Here is a 16,634-nt window from a genome sequence, read left to right as displayed (position 1 = left end):
TGGTGGTGAAAGTGGCCTGCGGGAAGTCGGTTTGTGCGGCATTCACCCCTTAACGCAGCGTTAGCAATCAGGGAGAAACTGGAGTTGAGTAGTTATCAATCTAATTTAGAAAGTCAGCTGAACATGCTCAATGAGACTTGGGATTCATTAATAAGTAACGGAGTCACCAACGAAACAGAGTTAGTTCTAGAATTTAGCTACTTATGTCCAAATAAAGCATCAGCCATTCAACTAAACGATGCTCTCGAAAACTATGAGTCACTGATCAGAAGTGAGGGGTTTATTAACCGCTCATGGTTTGTTGAAGGATACTCTCACCCGACAACGGTAACCAAAGACATCCTTGCTCAATGGTTAGACTTTATGGTTACAAAAGGTTGGGAGTTTCAATGTACCTTTGATGGTTTTGGGGCTTCGTTTAGTTAAATTGCTAACAAGGCGTTCAAGACGGATTCACAACGCTCGGCAATTTTGGTTTGCTTCGGCTTAAGTGTTTACGGCACAATGTTTTAGGCGTGGTGGTCTGCGTTGCTCACCACTTAACGCGGCGTTAGCCATTTTGAGTAAATTTGGAGTATCGATGGAAAATACTTGGGCTTCTGGAGCATTAGAATTGCTTCGTCATGCAGATTCTCATATTGAGCTAGGTTCAGCATTCGATTCGCGGATAGCTTTCATCAGTATTGATAACTCCGTTGAAACGTCTATACGAACGTTCTTGTCATTACCTGAAAAATTATCTGGCTTTAAGTTCCCTCGTAAGGAAAAAGATGAAGCAGGTAATAGTTTTCCTAAAATGGTCGAACTTCTGTTCAAATATGCTTCATCGAAGCTCATAGGCTTAGACGAGGGAGACATAGAGCATTACCACCGAATTAGGAATCAACTTTATCATGACGGTACAGGCTTATCTGTTGATAGTCGCTACTTAAAAGCGTATCGACAAATCGCAGCGGTACTACTGAATAATTTATTTGGTGTTGAAACCGAGAAAGTAAACAAAGCGGTAAGTATTGAAAACCTAATATTATTGTGGAACCAACTTGAATCAAATATCCATTCTAAGTTCAAAAAACACAATATATCTTCAGGTCACACGTTTAAATGGGAACAACTAGAGAAAACTGGTGAAATCAGTTGGGGGCAATTTGAACGGCTTACAAAACTGAGAATGATCCGAAATCATCAGGTGCATTCAACAACCGAAAACTTTAACTATGAGCAGTTAGAAACAGGCGTAGGTTTGGCTGAAGCACTACTCGTTGAGTTAAATGGCTAACAAACAATTTAAGAGTGATTCCTAACGCTTGGGATTTTTGGTTCTAGATTTGAGTTCAGTGTTTACGGTGGTATGGTTGAGTTCCGTGGTAGCGTTACTCACACCTTAATTGGGCGTTAGTGAGCTTCGATCGATTTGATATTAGAGATTTAAATGGAAACGTTAGAAAAGTGGGCTGAGCGTATATATTCCGAGAGCGATTTTGGTCGAGGGGTTGCCACATCAATTTCCGGTGCAATTGGCTTATCAACATACCTGTTCTTCAATGATTGGGTTATTGCATTGTTTAGCGTAATGATTGCTTTCCCGATCATACGAATAGCAGCTTCTAGTTCTTACAAATGGAATCAAGACCGAGCGAAGCAAAAGTCAATTGAGCGAGCGCTAGAGTGTACGTTTAACGGGCTCACTGAGCATGAAAAACTAGTGGTTGCCGCATTTGTTGAAGCAGGGGGAACAGCCCTTACGTTTTCGCAAATAAACCGGCTTGATCTCTCTAGTGCTGCCATCGAATCATTGGTTCAAAGAAAACTACTTTGGACCTCAGTTATGTCTGATGGTATGACAGAAAGTTTCGTATTAGATATGGCGCTGTTTGACAAAGCATTAAGTGCAATAAATGAGCCCGCTCACTAACAAACTGTTTAAGAGTGATTCGCAACGCGTGGCATTTTTACTATGCGTTGGTTGTAGTGTTTAAGGTGGTATGCGGCGGCTTTGGTATTGCGTTGCTCACACCTTAACAGGGCGTTATGTTTACTTGTAATTCAAAGGCTTAAAGTTCTTAGGCTCTAGTTCTTTGTCCCTCTGGCATTTTGTCCCTAGTAGACTCAGCAAATCAGCATTGTCGGTCTAAGTTATTGAATCTCTTAGGCCGTAAAACATGCCAATGTTCGCGGGTTGCTTCATTGTCAGGTCGTGGCGGTTGGTTTCTGGTGTAACCGGCTCAAAGTCGCTTCTAGGTTCTTAGCCAATTAGCATTTCGGTTTGGCAGTTGCCTCGGCAATTCGGCATTGTTTTGCGCTTTGGTTGGAAAGAAAGGGCGCTTGTTGGAGCTTTGTCGGGTTGCCTCATTGGGCAGGGAAGTGGAATTACATGTTTTAGGTTGGTCGCCTTTGTCGGTCAAGTTGGTTTCAGCCTTGTGGTTTGCTTCAGAAAACCAGCTAGAAATTTCAGTTCTTTCTCAAGTAAATCATGTATTTGTGGTAAAACATAACAAGCAATTCAAGCTGATTCGCAACGCTCGGCACTTTTAGTTTCAATCGGTTTGGTGATTACGGTGAAGTGCTTAGGTAATGTGGCAACGTTGCTCACAACTTAATTGGGCGTTAGGTATTTTAATAAAGTTTGAGGAAAGTTATTAAAGTGGCAATTGGTTCGGTTGATACAAAAATTTTATGGGGTAGAGCTGGTGGGCGTTGCTCAATGCCAGGTTGCAATGAAGACTTAACTTCTCTGGTTGAGTCTGGAAATTATGTTGTAGGAGAAATGGCGCATGTTATTGGGAGTAAACCTACTGCTGCTAGAGGAACACCAGAGGGCGGTGCTGATACATATGATAATTTAATTCTGTTATGTCCGACTCACCACACTCATATCGATAAAGCTCCTGAGGGTACTTATACGGTTGATATGCTTCATGAATGGAAGAGAAATCATGAAGCGGAAATTAGCAGCGCAGGTAAAGCTGCGAAGTTTGATAACTTCGCAAAACTACAAGTTGCAATAGCTCGATTACTCGCTAAGAATAAAGCGATATTTGATGCGGTAGGTCCTTTAAGTGACGTTGCTCAGTCAGATCCTAGTTCAAATGCATTTCTCGTATGGGAACTAAGAAGAATCGATAGAATCCTCCCCAATAATAGAGAGATATTAAATCTAATTGATGCGAACGAAGATCTCATCGAAGAAGTTACCATCATAAAAGCCGTAGAAAAATTTCGTGTGCATGTAGAGTCGTATGAAAAGCACGTTTATGAACGGCTAGATTCTTATCCACTTTTTCCAACTGAATTTGCAGAGGTGTTCTCATAATGTCAAACGGTTCTAATTCATGGGGTGTATCATACAGCCGAATTGCATGGCTAGAGTCTGCAATCCAATCTCATGGTAATGTTATTCGCTATTCTCGTCGTGATGACCTAATTATGGAATTCGACAGAAAAGACGGTAGTTCTATTACATTAATTTGCCTAGATGAGTATGCTCTTGGAGAGTCTTTAGTACACAGAGTTCTGCAAGAGTTTCCTGAGGTAAATTTCATATCGGTTGGTGGTAATTGGAATGGTTATACTCGAGAAGCAAAACAACTTTGCCTGTCGAAAAATATCGGACTTTTCAATTCAAGTGAATTAACAGGAGCTTTGTGGAAAAATGATTTTTGGCTGTATCACCAAAGAGATGATAAAGGAAATCCAATTTATCCATACAAAAAACAGCAACCTGCTTAGTGTATTTGGATTCGGTTCATTTTTTAGAGGTAATAATCCTAAAGATTGCGACTTGCTACTTGTTGTAAAAGATGACTCTCCAAATTTGGGTAAACTACATGCAGACTTATCAAAGGCGTTCTTTGCTTTAGGGAAAAAGCTTGAAATTGATTTTGATTTAACAGTCCTTACAGAGCGTGAACACAAAGCAGCTCCACTTAGGGAGCATGATAGGTTAGTGCCCATTGTTACCTATGAGCTAGTAAATACCTAACAATCTGTTTAAGAGTGATTCGCAACGCGTGGCATTTTCACTATGCGTTGCGTTTGGTGTTTAAGGTGGTCTGCGGCGGCTTAGGTATTGCGTTGCTCACACCTTAACAGGGCGTTAGGCATTTACTACAGCTTTAGCTAAAAGGAGGCAATATGGGCGACTGGGAACATTTACATGATATGTATAATGCAGGTTATAGTGCTGATCAAATAGCAGAAGCAGCAGCCTGCGGATATAACCCTTATGAGTTTGACCCTGATGAGTTTGGGTATTCTTCCGATGAGTGGGAAGTAGTAGATAGTAGTTTCAGTTCAGATATGCCTGAAATTAATCCTGAATTGGAGTCGATTTTCGAAGGGTTGGTTGATAGTGCTGAGGCTTTTTACAAGCTTACAAATCGTTATTTACAGATTTGGGGCGAGTTGGGTGAGTTATATGCTGAAATCGCGTATGGAATCAAGCGGCATAAACCACACACTAAAGGTTCTGACGGAAAACTAGGAAATGATTTCATCGAGATAAAAACTATTTCTCCAGAGAAGGGCAAAGATGAAGTTAGGGTTAAACGCGCAGGTAATTTCAACAAGCTTTTAATAGTAAAAATATCGGAAGACTTTACGTTTGAAGCGAAACTGATTGCTCGAAAGGACTTACCAAAAGGTGACGGCAAGCATGCGAGAGCTTCTTGGGATCGCAAGCAACAAAAATAAAAATGCCTAACAAGCAATTTAAGAGGGATTCACAACGCTTGGCACTTTTGCTTCTACTTCAGTTTTAGTGTTAATGGCACATGCCTTAGGTTTGGGTGGAGGCGTTGTTCACCCCTTAATTGGGCGTTATGTTTACTTGTATTTCAAAGGCTTAGATGTCTTAGGCTCTAGTTCTTTGTCCCTCTGGCAATTCGTCCCTAGTAGACTCAGCAAATCCGCATTATCGCCCCAAATTCTTGAATCTCTCAGCCTGTAAAACATGCCAATGTTCGTGGGTTGCTTCATTGTCAGGTCGTGGCGGTTGGCTTCTTGTTTAACTGGCTTAAAGTCGCTTTTGGATTCTTAGCCAATCAGCATTTCGGCTTGGCAGTTGCCTCGGCAATTTGCCATTGTCTTGCGCTTTGGTTGGAAAGAGAGGGTGCTTGTTGTTTGTTGGTCGGGTTGCCTCATTGGGCAGGGAAGTGGAATTACACGTTTTAGGTTGGTCGCCTTTGGCGGCCAAGTTGGGTTCAGCCTTGTGGTTTGCTTCAGAAAACCAGTTAGAAATATTAGTTCTTTCTCAAGTAAATCATGTGTTTGTGGTAAAACATAACAAGCAATTTAAGAGGGATTCACAACGCTTGGCATTTTTGCTTCTACTTCAAATTTAGTGTTTATGGCAAAATGCTTTAGGTTTGGGTGGAGGCGTTGTTCACCCCTTAATTGGGCGTTATGTTTATCCACGGAAAAGGAGGCTTGGTGAGAATTACATTAGTTAGACATGGGAGGCCTGTTGCGAGCTCAAACCCTAGAGTTACGGCTGTTGGTTTTGCAAAGTGGGTTCGAGCCTACAATCGATCGTTTGTTTGCCCAGACAGTCTTCCACCTCAAGAACTAAACGAAAAGCTCCATAACAGCTATACATTTTCTAGTGACCTGAATCGCTCCCTCCACTCGGCAGAAATATGTTTGGGGAAGGGAGCTGATTTAGTTTTAGGTGACTTGAGAGAAATGGATATTCCTAGACTAAAGCTACCGTTTTCGATGTCAGTTAATAGTTGGTTGGTTATTGCTAGGTTGTGTTGGTTTTTAGGTATATCGGGTAATAGTGAGTCTTATAAAGCCGGCCGCAAGCGTGCTATTACAGCAGTAGACCTAATTATAACCAAAGCCTGTGAACATGAAGACGTTGCTGTTTTTGGGCATGGTATTTCGAATAGACTTATTACTAAAGAGTTAAAGCGCCGAGGTTGGACTGTAGAATATGCGAGCAAAGGGTTTTGGGGACGCACGGAGCTCATAAACATAACAAAGCGTTCAAGGCGGATTCACAACGCTTAGCGATTTAAGTTTAAGTTAGCTTAAGTGTTTATGGCACAATGGTTTAAGTATGGTGGTTGGCGTTGCTCACCACTTAACGCGGCGTTAGCTCTAGGAGATGAAATTTGGACAGATACGAAGATATAAAAGAGTTACTCGACACTGTTGAGGGAAACATTTCCACCTTGCGTGCAAAATACGAAGAAGCAAGGAAATCAGAAAACGTTAAAGTAGTTCTTCGACCTTTGGTTAAATCAACATTAGAGCACCTTCGAAGTGCGTTGGAATACTCAGCCCAAGATATTTGGTCTCAATATAATACAAAGTCAAAAAAACTATACTTTCCTTATGGGCTTGAGGAGGCATTATTTCAGGCGAATGTTAAGAGAAATTTACCTAACTTAAAAACACAACTTCCACATGTTTATCAACTCCTTGAGTCTATTCAGCCCTTCAAAAGTGGTGATGACTGGCTTAAGCAATTGTGCGATCAGACTAACTTTAATAAACATAATCGCTTAACGGAACAAGTTCGGAAAAACTCAGAAGGCTCCACAACGAATGTAGGCAATTTAGTCTCAATGCGCGGAGGAGGCAGAGTAGTATTCGACAACTGTTCTTACAATGGTATGCCTCTTGGACAGGGCAAACCTGCTGTGATTTCTTCAGATATGAGCGTTGAAGAAATTGAGAAAAGCATTGCTATTCCAGTTAAAGTTAACCGAGAGTTTGACTGGGTTGAGTTCCACTTTGATGATTCTGCTCATGACACACTTGAGCTAATCGAAACATCGCATAGAAACATTTCTTTATATATCGAAGAATTACGTAAGTTAACGAGCTAACAAACTGTTTAAGAGTGATTCGCAACGCGTGGCATTTTTACCATGCGTTGATTTTAATGATTAAGGTGGTGTGCGGAGGCTTTTGTATTGCGTTGCTCACACCTTAACAGGGCGTTATACAACAAGATTACATTTGGAGGAATATATGATAAAAAAACTCAAGGTAGTATATATCGATCGAGATGTAAAAGATCATAAAAAAATCAAAGATAGGATGGAATTAAACGAAGATAAGGTCGTGCTTAGTTGCTTCGAGAATTATGATAACCACTTGGATGAAATAATATCCTTAAAGCCTGATATCATACTGGTTGATGCTTTTAGTTTAGAACATGACTCAAATAACTCTCAGGAAAAGTTAGATGAGTTGGAAATACTGTTGAAAGTATATGGGCAACTAAGACACTTAGTTATGCATGAAACTAAGCAATTTTGGAATTCTGACGGAATTGCAATAGCCAACTCTCTTCGGGGTGAGCTAGATAAAAAAGGCTGTAGTAGCATCCCTGTTGCTATTGCTAGTCGTTATGGACGCAGGTTGTTAGATGGTCCTGCCGTTACATCCCTAGCTCAGTCTGGAAACTATTGGGTGTGGAAGCGAAGGGACTTCCCTTTCGGTAGTGTTGATGCAAATGAGCTATTGAAACGCTGCAAGAGAATCCTGCTCAAGAAAATGAACAAGGACTTTCTTAAGTCTTGTTTCGAACTTTCTGATGCCGATGGTAATCAAAACCACATAATGCTTGAGAATGAAAGAACAAAAAAAGCATCTGATACAGAAATGAAATGCATTGATGAAGTTATAGCGATGCATAAAAAAAAGCAAAAGATAACCAAAAATAGCAATTTAAAAAATTGGTTGATTGCAATTCAATTCGTTATGATTCTTGCTCTTTTTTATATGCCAGCAAGCGAAATGGTTGATACGGTGTATAAATTCATTGATGACTATTTTAATAAAGAAACAATCGATAAGACTCTTTCTTTTATGGATAATACGATCATAACTTATGCTTTCTTTGGTGTCCTAATTGGTGGAGTTTACAAGTTGTATAACAAAGCGTTTAAGAGTGATTCGTAACGCGTAGCATTTTTAGTTTGCGTTGAGTGTAGTGTTTAAGGCGTAATGCGGACAGTTGGGCATTGCGTTACTCACACCTTAACGCGGCGTTAGGTGCTTGAAGGAAAAGGTAAGTATGGAAATTGCTTTTCAGCAGATAAACATTGATGATTTCGAATTGTGCGTAGCTGCGAGAAAAGATGCATACTTTTGTAGTTTTGGGCATTACGATGGTTTCGACGACTTCATCAGTGGTTATCGTGAACGAGTATTAGACCGGCTAGCAACATCAGGATGGTTCTATATCCATATATTTGTGGATGGTCAGTTTGCAGGGCAGTTAGAGTTTCGTAGCTTTTCACCCGAACCGGAGACTGGCTATGTTCATCTCATTTACTTAAAGCCGAATTTTCGTGGTTCAGGACTCGCTGCAAAATTGCACGATTATATTGTAAGCGCGTTGAGTACAGCGGGTTGTTTGCGTGCTGTACTTTCAGTAAGCCGAACTAACCATAGAGCTCTCACATTCTACAAGCGCCATGGTTGGGAGTTCGTGCGCAAGAATCCCAAGCACGATGAAACAGACTTTTACCAACTTTGGCTACGCACCTAACAAACTGTTCAAGAGGGATTCGCAACGCGTGGCATTTTCACTATGCGTTGGTTTTCGTGATTAAGGTGGTATGCGACTGCTTCGGTATTGCATTGCTCACCCCTTAACAGGGCGTTATACGCCTGAGTACATCACATTCATAAATTTGGATATATAAAATGACAAATAAAATAGTTCTGTTCCTTGGAAATGCTGATAGGGAGGGGGTTACAGCAAAGCTTAAAGCGGTTGGAGTTGAGTATAAAAGGAAAATGCTCGAGTCAAGCTTAAAGAACTGGGACACGATACTTGATGTTTTTAACGAATACGAAGTTACGTCTGTTATCGTGAAAATGACCAATTCAACATTCACTGTTTTAGGGAATGAATCATATTCAAGTAGAGTAGAAATGCTTTTGCAGAATATATCTTCTAAGCCTTGTTTGATTTTAGCACACGACTCATTGATAACAGGTAAGGTAGTTGATAAACATCGAACTTATAGTGAAAGTGTTTCTGGCTTGGAAGAGGACTACGATCAAGATTATGACTATTACTACTACGATATGTTTACACCTCCACCTAAGGAGGTAGTACGTACAGTCATAGACAAACTAGCAAACCATGGTTTATCTATAACTCCATATGAGAAAAACGTTGAATTAAGCGTACTCGCCTCGAGTTTTGTTGATCAGAACGAAAGTAATCTGATTTTCAGGATTTATGTTCCTTCGGAGCGAATGTGGGCTCATGAAGCAGAAAAACTTCTCCAGTTGTTCAGAGATTATCTACATAAAGTATCTGGTTTAAGCGTTAGACATGAACAGTACAAGACCAATCAAGGAGTTGTTTATGAGTTTCACGGTGAGGATTCTATAGACAATTTGGAGTTGGCGAGTAAATTTGATGAGTTTTCTTCTTTTATGGACTCATGTATATCTAACCCAGAAGGTGCAACCGCCCTCCTCGAGGCAAAGAGTATTAACAAAATAGAGGTGATGGACTTAATTGATCGCTATAGAAAAGAAGCACGACGGTTGCATGTGGATATAAAGCAAGAACGTGAGAAAAAGCTATTAACAATAAGGCACAGTTTAGAAAGTGAATTGGCAGAGCTTGTACAAACAAATCATGACTGGGCTGTGATTGATAGGCTTGTAGACAGCTGTATCCCTAGGTCTGTGGGGGTATCCTCTGCATTATCATTTGATAGATCTACTATTCCACAGCTCAACAATATGACGCTAAATATTAACCCTCAAATAATTGAAACGGTAAATGGTGTAGTAGCACAGAAAATTAATGGGAACCAACATCTTGGTACGGAAGCTCGTGAGCTACTTGAGTTAATAGAGTTGTATGGTGAGTCTAACAAATCAATATTGGCTTCAAGTGTTCATGAATTAGTTGATGATAGCGCAAGGTCTGAGGATAGAATCTTTGCAAAACATAGACTTAAAGGTTTCTTAATGTCTATTAGTGCTAAAGCTGGTGATGTTGCAACTGGTGTTTTACAGTCATTTATCGAAAATCAGATAGGATTATAGAAAAGGCGTATAACAATCTGTTTAAGAGTGATTCGCAACGCGTGGCATTTTCACTATGCGTTGCGTTTAGTGTTTAAGGCAGTTTGCGGCGGCTTTTGTATTGCGTTGCTCACACCTTAACAGGGCGTTAGCATTCAATGGAGAAATCGTGGAAAAGTTAATTGAGCATATTGCTAAAGAATGGAGCGTCGTTTCTCAGGCTCCTTTTTCATTTTTATTAATTGCAGCTATTATGTTTGGCTTGGCATATCTTGCTGCTAAGTGGCGTTTTACCGCCGTAATCGAACAGGTTAATTCATCGAATGATACTTTGCGCGAGCGTCTTCACCTAAAGTCTGAGCAAGCCGAGTCATATAAGGATCGTGCACTAAAATATGATGAAAAGGTCCAGTTTGTAGTGGATTCAGATGAGGTTGCACTAAAAGAAAGAACTATAGAAGTAGTTAAAAATCTACGAGAATTCATCGAGAGATACAAACGTGAAGATGAGCGAATGATGATGGGGCGAAGGTCTTTATCAAATGAAGAGTCCAATGAGGAGCGTCAGAAAGCTTGGGAGATCGAGACAAACAATATGATGCGTCTAAGCAACGAGCGTAACGCAGAGTATGACCGTAGATTCCGAGTGGATACCATTATGCTGCGTGATGAATTACGCTCTAGACTACCTAATTACAAACCAAAAGAATCTCACCTAGATCATATGTACGAACATCCAACCAACTATTTTGGTTTCAATGATGTCGCGTGTGATTTGGAGCATATGGCTAAACTATTAGTTACAGCAAAAGCTAGTTAAAACCTGTTTGGCATAAGTGGACTTTGTGAACAAGAATGCTAACAAACAATTTAAGAGTGATTCAGCACGCGTGGCATTTTTATTATGCGGTAGTTTAGGTGTTGAAGTGCAATGCGGAAGCTTCGTCGTTGCGTGCTTCACACCTTAATTGGGCGTTAGGCGACGAGCAGAAAAGTTCTTTGTTCTCATCTTCTTAGTTCTCTTTGAGCATTCGTTTTTCTAAGTCGGCAATTGAGCGTTGTCGGCTCAAATTCTTGAATATCTCCAACCGTAAAACATGCCAAAGTTCGTGGGTTGCCTCATTCATTTTTGGTGCTGGTTGGTAGCGAGTTTTACTGGCTCAAAGTGTGGCAAAGGCAAGTTAATCGAGGCTCTGGTTTTTGCTGTCATTTCGTAGCTTTAGGTTTATTAGGTTTAAAAGCTACTTTGTCGCTGAAAGGTCGCATTTCGAGGTTGTTAAAAGTGAGGCTGTAACATAGTGACTTTTGTGGTTCTTGAATCACAAAAAATCAGTGGGTGTTTGGTTGCTTATTTGGTTTCGGGTAATCTGCTTTCAAAACCACTTAAACATCGGTGGGAAACTTCGCCTAACAAGGCGTTTAAGGCGGATTCACAACGCTTGGCGACTTCAGTTCAAGTTGAATTTAGTGTTTAAGGTACAATGGTTTAGGTTCGGTGGTAGGCGTTGTTCACCACTTAACGCGGCGTTAGGCAAAGGGTAGAAAAGTTCTTTGTTCTAATTTTTTGTTTCATCTGGCAGTTCGCTTTTCTTAGTCGGCAATTCCGTATTGTCGGCTCAAATTCTTGAATCTCTTCAACCGTAAAACATGCCAAATTTCGCGGGTTGCCTCATTGGGTTTCAGTGTTGGTTGGAGGTGAATTTCACTGGCTTAAAGTGTGGGAAGGGAAAGGCTATTGAAGCTTTCGCTTTTGTTGTTAGTTCGCAGCTTTGAGTTTCACCGGTTCAAAAGCTACTTTGTCGCAAAAAGGCTATGTGTCGTGAAGGTTGAAAGTGAGGCTGTAACATAGTGACTTAAGTGGTTCTTGAATCACAAAAAGTTAGTGGGTAATTGGTTGCTTATCGTGTTTAAGGTATTCTGTTTTCAAACAAAGTTAGTGAGTACGCAGAAAATTTGCCTAACAAACAATTCAAGCTGATTCGCAACGCTCGGCGCTTTCGGTTTCAATTGGTTTTGTGATTACGGTGAAGTGTTTGGGTTATGTGGCAGCGTTGCTCACAACTTAATTGGGCGTTATGTTTACTTGTATTTCAAAGGCTTAAAGTTCTTAGGCTCTAGTTCTTTGTCCCTCAGGCAATTCGTCCCTAGTAGACTCAGCAAATCCGCATTGTCGGTCTAAGTTCTTGAATTTCTCAGCCCGTAAAACATGCCAATGTTCGCGGGTTGCTTCATTGTCAGGCCGTGGTGGTTGGTTTCTTGTTTAACTGGCTTAAAGTCGCTTTTGGATTCTTAGCCAATCAGCATTTCGGCTTGGTAGTTGCCTCGGCAATTTGCCATTATCTTTCGCTTTGGTTGGAAAGAAAGGGCGCTTGTTGGAGCTTTGTCGGGTTGCCTCATTGGGTAGGGAAGTGGAATTACACTTTTTAGGTTGGTCGCCTTTGTCGGTCAAGTTGGTTTCAGCCTTGTGGTTTGCTTCAGAAAACCAGTTAGAAATTGCAGTTCTTTCTCAAGTAAATCATGTGTTTGTGGTAAAACATAACAAACAATTCAACAGTGATTCGCAACGCTTGGTGCTCTCACTTCGGGTTGAGTTAAGTGTTTACGGCGCAGTGTTCAAGTTCAGTGTCTGCGCTGCTCACACGTTAATTGGGCGTTATGTACTTTTACGGAAAATCAGAAACTTATGGATGAAAATGCTGAAATTTGGCGTCAGTACTACGAAAAGGCACTATCTCGCCCACATTCAAAACGTACTGAATTTGCTGTCAGACTCAATGAATCAAACCTCAAAGTAGCCACTGACTGTGGTTGTGGAACCGGCAGTGATATCGAATACCTCGATCAACAGGGTTATCAAGTTCATGGCTTCGATATTAATCTTGATTCAGTCGCTATTTGTAGAGATAGGTTTGGGTCAAAGTCATTAGTTGATATTTCAGCGTCCTCGTTTGAGTCGTTCGACTATCCAAAATCTGGTGTAGTTATCGCAAACTCCAGTTTGTTCTTCGCTGACCCAAACCAATTTGCATCGACTTGGAGCAACATCAGATCTTCAATTGAAATCGGTGGGGTGTTTGCTGGTGACTTCATGGGTTTCAAAGACAGTTGGGCTAACAACTATCGTAGTCCTACAACATCGTTGTCGGAATCAGAAGTAAAGGCTCTGTTCTCGGGTTTTGAAATAGTCAGGTTCTTTGAACGTGATGAAACAGCGAAAACTTCGTTGGGTAGAATGAAGCATTGGCATACATATTCCGTGGTCGCAGTGAGACGTACATAACAAAGCGTTTAAGACAGATTCGCAACGCTCGGCATTTTTGGTTTGCTTTAATTTTAGTGTTTACGGCACAATAGTTTAGGCTCGGTGGTCTGCGTTGCTCACTACTTAACGCGGCGTTATGTTGCCCCGATAAATTTGAAAATCTAGAGTTCGAAAATGATAAGAAAGTACAATTCAAACGACTTAGATTCGGTTCTTGAAGTCTGGCTTGAAGCCTCTGTTAAAGCGCATGATTTCGTCCCAGCGGACTTCTGGGGATCTCAAGTTGAGAGCATGCGTAATATTTATATTCCTGCTTCAGAAGTTTTTGTTTATGAAATCGAGTCGAGAATAGTTGGTTTCTATGCACTTTATGAAAGTACTTTGGCTGCTATATTCGTGTTTCCTGAATTTCAGGGTAAAGGTATCGGTAAGCAATTATTAAGTCATGCCAAAGCTCAGAGAGCGATATTGAGCCTTTCGGTGTACAAAGAGAATCAGGCTAGTTACCAGTTCTATTTGTCTCAAGGTTTTGCTGTTGTCAGTGAGCAACTGGACGAGCATACGGGACAGCCAGAGTACACAATGAGTTCGGGCACATAACAAGGCGTTTAAGGCGGACTCACAACGCTTGGCGACCTCAGTTTAAGTTGAATTTAGTGTATAAGGTGTAATCGTTTAGGCGTGGTGGTTAGCGTTGTTCACCACTTAACGCGGCGTTAGGCGACGGGCAGAAAAGTTCTTTGTTCTCATCTTCTTAGTTTTCTTTGAGCACTCGCTTTTCTAAGTCGGCAGTTAAGCGTTATCGGCTCAAATTCTTGAATACCTCCAACCGTAATACAATCCAAAATTCGTGGGTTGCCTCATTCATTTTTGGTGCTGGTTGGTGGCGAGTTTTACTGGCTCAAAGTGTGGCAAAGGCAAATTAATCGAGGCTCTGGCTTTTGCTGTCATTTCGTAGCTTTAGGTTTATCAGGTTTAAATGCTACTTTGTCGCTGAAAGGTCGCATTTCGTGGTTGTTAAAAGTGAGGCTGTAACATAGTGACTTTTGTGGTTCTTGAATCACAAAAAATCAGTGGGTGTTTGGTTGCTTATTTGGTTTCGGGTAATCTGCTTTCAAAACAACTTAAACATTGGTGGGAAACTTCGCCTAACAAAGCGTTTAAGGCGGATTCACAACGCTTGGCGGTTTTAGTTTGAGTCAGCTTAAGTGTTTAGTGTGCAATGGTTTAGGTTTGGTGGTTGGCGTTGTTCACCACTTAACGCGGCGTTATGTGAATATGGAGAATTAAGTATGAATCGAGCTCAGAGAGCACAGCAGTTGTGGAGTCTTCTAGTTGTTTCAGCTACTAGTCGCCAAGTTTTAACATATGATCTAGTTGCAAAAGCAACAGGAGTTGTTCGTCCTAGCATCGGTGATTTTTTACGACCAATTCAGCAATATTGCACCGAAAATAAGCTTCCTCCACTGACTAGCTTAGTTGTAAGTGAGCTGACAGGTTTACCCGGTGAGGGTTTTATCGCAGCATCCGACGTTCCATTGACGCATGTTCGAGTTTTTCAATTTGATTGGCTAAATACAAGAGCGCCAACAGAGGAACAATTAGCTGACTCTTACACTAGAGCACCAGACGCGCGTTAATTCACATAACAAACTGTTCAAGAGGGATTCGCAACGCGTGGCATTTTCAATATGCGTTGGTTTAAGTGATTAAGGTGGTGTGCGGTGGCTTCGGTACTGCGTTGCTCACCCCTTAACAGGGCGTTAGGCTTACAGAGGAAACTATGAAAATATTGTATTCAGGCGGTCTACAGGTTCGCTCTCACGATGCACAAGAACGCTTGTTAAATGTTAATACCTTCTTAGAAGGTGAATTTGCTTTCCACAACTTGTATCGAGAAGTTAAAGCAAGCGATTTTCCTATTGCTCAGGATTGCTTTGGCGACCAATTCCTTATTCGAGATAATTTGGTAGTTAAGTTGAATGCTGAAACTGGTGAGGTTGATGAATTTGGTTGTACCTGGGAGCAATTTTTGGCTTGGGTAGACGAGGACCCAATTGAAAGATTGAATATTCCAAGCGATTTGGATCTAAAGGTTGGTCAGCTACTATTCGCTTATCCGCCTTTTTGTACTGTTGAAGGCAGCAATGCATCAATAAAAGCAATTGATGGTATTGAGCTAATCAGCTTTCACGCAGATTTTGCAAGGCAAATAAATGGTGAAAGTTAAGCCTAACAAGGCGTTTAAGGCAGATTCCCAACGCTTGGCATTGTTCATTCCATCGTTGGGTATTTTGTTTACGGTGGTATGTTTTAGTTTTGTGGTAGCGTTGCTCACTACTTAACGCGGCGTTATGTTTAGGAGTCATATGGACTGGAATCTTATCATTAGCACTACAAGTACATGTGTCATTATGTTCATTGTTTTGCAGCCAATTTATCATCACAAAAAAGCGCTTCAAGTGGTTGCAGGCTTACTATTTCTGTACTTCGGTTTAGGCGTCTGCAATTTCAATTATGGTTATACCCGTGGTGACATTACTTCTTTTGCTATGTTTTCAGCTGCGCAGTTGAGTTTTTTAGCTCAACTGCGCTATAGCCACCAAATCAAAGCTACACATGGCTTTTATCCACGATTGTACTATAGGCGCTTTCCCATAAAGGGAATCTACATAAAGCATCCAGATATCGACAGAGCTCATTCTGAACCAGATACAATAATGACAATTCTTGCCTTTCTAGGGTTCGTTTTAGGATTTTTAGTCGTACTGTTTATGGAAATAGCATCGAGGTCGTAAAAACATAACAAGCAATTTAAGAGGGATTCACAACGCTTGGCACTTTTGCTTCTACTTCAATTTTGGTGTTTATGGCACAATGTTTTAGGTTGGGTGGTTGCGTTGCTCACCCCTTAATTGGGCGTTAGCTGACTCTAAAGCCAGATATAATATTTCGCGTAATTTTAAGTTATATAAATGAAAGGGAGTTTTCAAAATGTCAAAGGCTACGATCGATAAAGAGTGTTTCGCTAAGCTTAAAGCGTTGGGCTTACCGATGACTGTAATCGTCAATGATAAACAGGGAAATAAATTAACAGAAGCTGAAATTAGAGACGATGGTTCGATTAAAGACTTACAGACCAGTAAGGTCTATTCGGCACCTAGTTTACTTCGTGATGAGCTGATTGGTTCAAACGAGTCAACTTATAAGTACCTAGTCTTGACACGAAATCTAAGTGATTTGGGTGTAAAACGTAATCGAGACAAGTAACCCCATCAGCTAACAAACTGTTCAAGAGGGATTCGCAACGCGTGGCATTTCTACTATGCGTTGGCTGTGGTGTTTAAGGTGGTATGCG

Annotated in this window: 19 protein-coding genes; all 19 read left to right on the top strand. The window is 40.9% G+C overall.

Going from position 1 to position 16,634, the window contains the following annotated elements:
* The first annotated feature begins 84 nt into the window (after positions 1-84).
* The 19 genes from RJ47_RS17250 (at position 85) to RJ47_RS17155 (ending at position 16,546) form a co-directional block, all read left to right on the top strand.
* Positions 85-426 carry a hypothetical protein gene (locus RJ47_RS17250; protein WP_039485664.1) on the top strand — a complete coding sequence of 114 codons (342 nt, stop codon included), beginning with the start codon at positions 85-87 and terminating at the stop codon, positions 424-426.
* A 154-nt stretch (positions 427-580) separates the two neighbouring features.
* Positions 581-1,279, top strand: a complete 699-nt coding sequence (locus RJ47_RS17245; RefSeq protein WP_039485662.1) for a hypothetical protein — start codon at positions 581-583, stop codon at positions 1,277-1,279.
* Positions 1,280-1,432: 153 nt separating this feature from the next.
* Entirely contained in the window at positions 1,433-1,915 is a 483-nt protein-coding gene (locus tag RJ47_RS17240) for a super-infection exclusion protein B (protein ID WP_039485659.1), read from the top strand.
* Between the two features lie 729 nt (positions 1,916-2,644).
* On the top strand, positions 2,645-3,313 hold the full coding sequence (locus RJ47_RS17230; protein ID WP_039485656.1) for an HNH endonuclease signature motif containing protein: 669 nt from the start codon (positions 2,645-2,647) through the stop codon (positions 3,311-3,313).
* On the top strand, positions 3,313-3,729 hold the full coding sequence (locus tag RJ47_RS21335) for a hypothetical protein (RefSeq protein WP_156143339.1): 417 nt from the start codon (positions 3,313-3,315) through the stop codon (positions 3,727-3,729). Before RJ47_RS17230 ends, RJ47_RS21335 begins: the two co-directional genes overlap by 1 nt.
* Positions 3,653-3,982, top strand: a complete 330-nt coding sequence (locus RJ47_RS17225; RefSeq protein WP_039485653.1) for a hypothetical protein — start codon at positions 3,653-3,655, stop codon at positions 3,980-3,982. Before RJ47_RS21335 ends, RJ47_RS17225 begins: the two co-directional genes overlap by 77 nt.
* 152 nt (positions 3,983-4,134) lie before the next feature.
* The gene (locus RJ47_RS17220; protein WP_039485650.1) at positions 4,135-4,692 is read left to right on the top strand and encodes a hypothetical protein; all 558 of its coding nucleotides are present in this window, start codon (positions 4,135-4,137) and stop codon (positions 4,690-4,692) included.
* A gap of 711 nt (positions 4,693-5,403) precedes the next feature.
* Positions 5,404-6,012: a histidine phosphatase family protein gene (locus RJ47_RS21655; protein WP_082016358.1), complete on the top strand. Its 609-nt coding sequence runs from the start codon at positions 5,404-5,406 to the stop codon at positions 6,010-6,012.
* A gap of 104 nt (positions 6,013-6,116) precedes the next feature.
* A complete protein-coding gene (locus RJ47_RS17205) occupies positions 6,117-6,836 on the top strand; it encodes a hypothetical protein (protein WP_025553706.1) in 720 nt (239 codons plus the stop codon).
* Positions 6,837-6,981: 145 nt separating this feature from the next.
* Positions 6,982-7,917, top strand: coding sequence for a hypothetical protein (locus tag RJ47_RS17200; protein WP_039485642.1), 936 nt, complete (start codon positions 6,982-6,984; stop codon positions 7,915-7,917).
* A gap of 115 nt (positions 7,918-8,032) precedes the next feature.
* A complete protein-coding gene (locus tag RJ47_RS17195; RefSeq protein ID WP_039485639.1) occupies positions 8,033-8,509 on the top strand; it encodes a GNAT family N-acetyltransferase in 477 nt (158 codons plus the stop codon).
* A gap of 158 nt (positions 8,510-8,667) precedes the next feature.
* Complete coding sequence (locus RJ47_RS17190) at positions 8,668-10,035, top strand: hypothetical protein (protein WP_039485635.1); 1,368 nt, start codon at positions 8,668-8,670, stop codon at positions 10,033-10,035.
* Between the two features lie 148 nt (positions 10,036-10,183).
* The gene (locus RJ47_RS17185; protein WP_039460265.1) at positions 10,184-10,834 is read left to right on the top strand and encodes a hypothetical protein; all 651 of its coding nucleotides are present in this window, start codon (positions 10,184-10,186) and stop codon (positions 10,832-10,834) included.
* A gap of 1,863 nt (positions 10,835-12,697) precedes the next feature.
* Positions 12,698-13,294, top strand: coding sequence for a class I SAM-dependent methyltransferase (locus RJ47_RS17180; protein ID WP_039485632.1), 597 nt, complete (start codon positions 12,698-12,700; stop codon positions 13,292-13,294).
* A gap of 156 nt (positions 13,295-13,450) precedes the next feature.
* Positions 13,451-13,876 (top strand): N-acetyltransferase, encoded by a 426-nt coding sequence (locus tag RJ47_RS17175; RefSeq protein ID WP_039485629.1) that lies wholly within the window; start codon positions 13,451-13,453, stop codon positions 13,874-13,876.
* A 692-nt stretch (positions 13,877-14,568) separates the two neighbouring features.
* Complete coding sequence (locus RJ47_RS17170; RefSeq protein WP_039485626.1) at positions 14,569-14,916, top strand: hypothetical protein; 348 nt, start codon at positions 14,569-14,571, stop codon at positions 14,914-14,916.
* 143 nt (positions 14,917-15,059) lie between these two features.
* Complete coding sequence (locus RJ47_RS17165; protein WP_039485623.1) at positions 15,060-15,506, top strand: hypothetical protein; 447 nt, start codon at positions 15,060-15,062, stop codon at positions 15,504-15,506.
* A 139-nt stretch (positions 15,507-15,645) separates the two neighbouring features.
* Positions 15,646-16,074, top strand: a complete 429-nt coding sequence (locus RJ47_RS21515) for a hypothetical protein (RefSeq protein ID WP_039485620.1) — start codon at positions 15,646-15,648, stop codon at positions 16,072-16,074.
* Between the two features lie 196 nt (positions 16,075-16,270).
* A complete protein-coding gene (locus RJ47_RS17155; RefSeq protein ID WP_039485617.1) occupies positions 16,271-16,546 on the top strand; it encodes a hypothetical protein in 276 nt (91 codons plus the stop codon).
* The last annotated feature ends 88 nt before the right edge of the window (positions 16,547-16,634 follow it).

Origin of the sequence: Vibrio sinaloensis (genome assembly GCF_000808535.1) — a bacterium.
In the GTDB taxonomy this organism is placed as follows: Bacteria; Pseudomonadota; Gammaproteobacteria; order Enterobacterales; family Vibrionaceae; genus Vibrio; species Vibrio sinaloensis_D.
The sequence above is the reverse complement of the archived record's forward strand: the minus strand, read 5'-3'. Positions and strand labels throughout refer to the sequence as shown.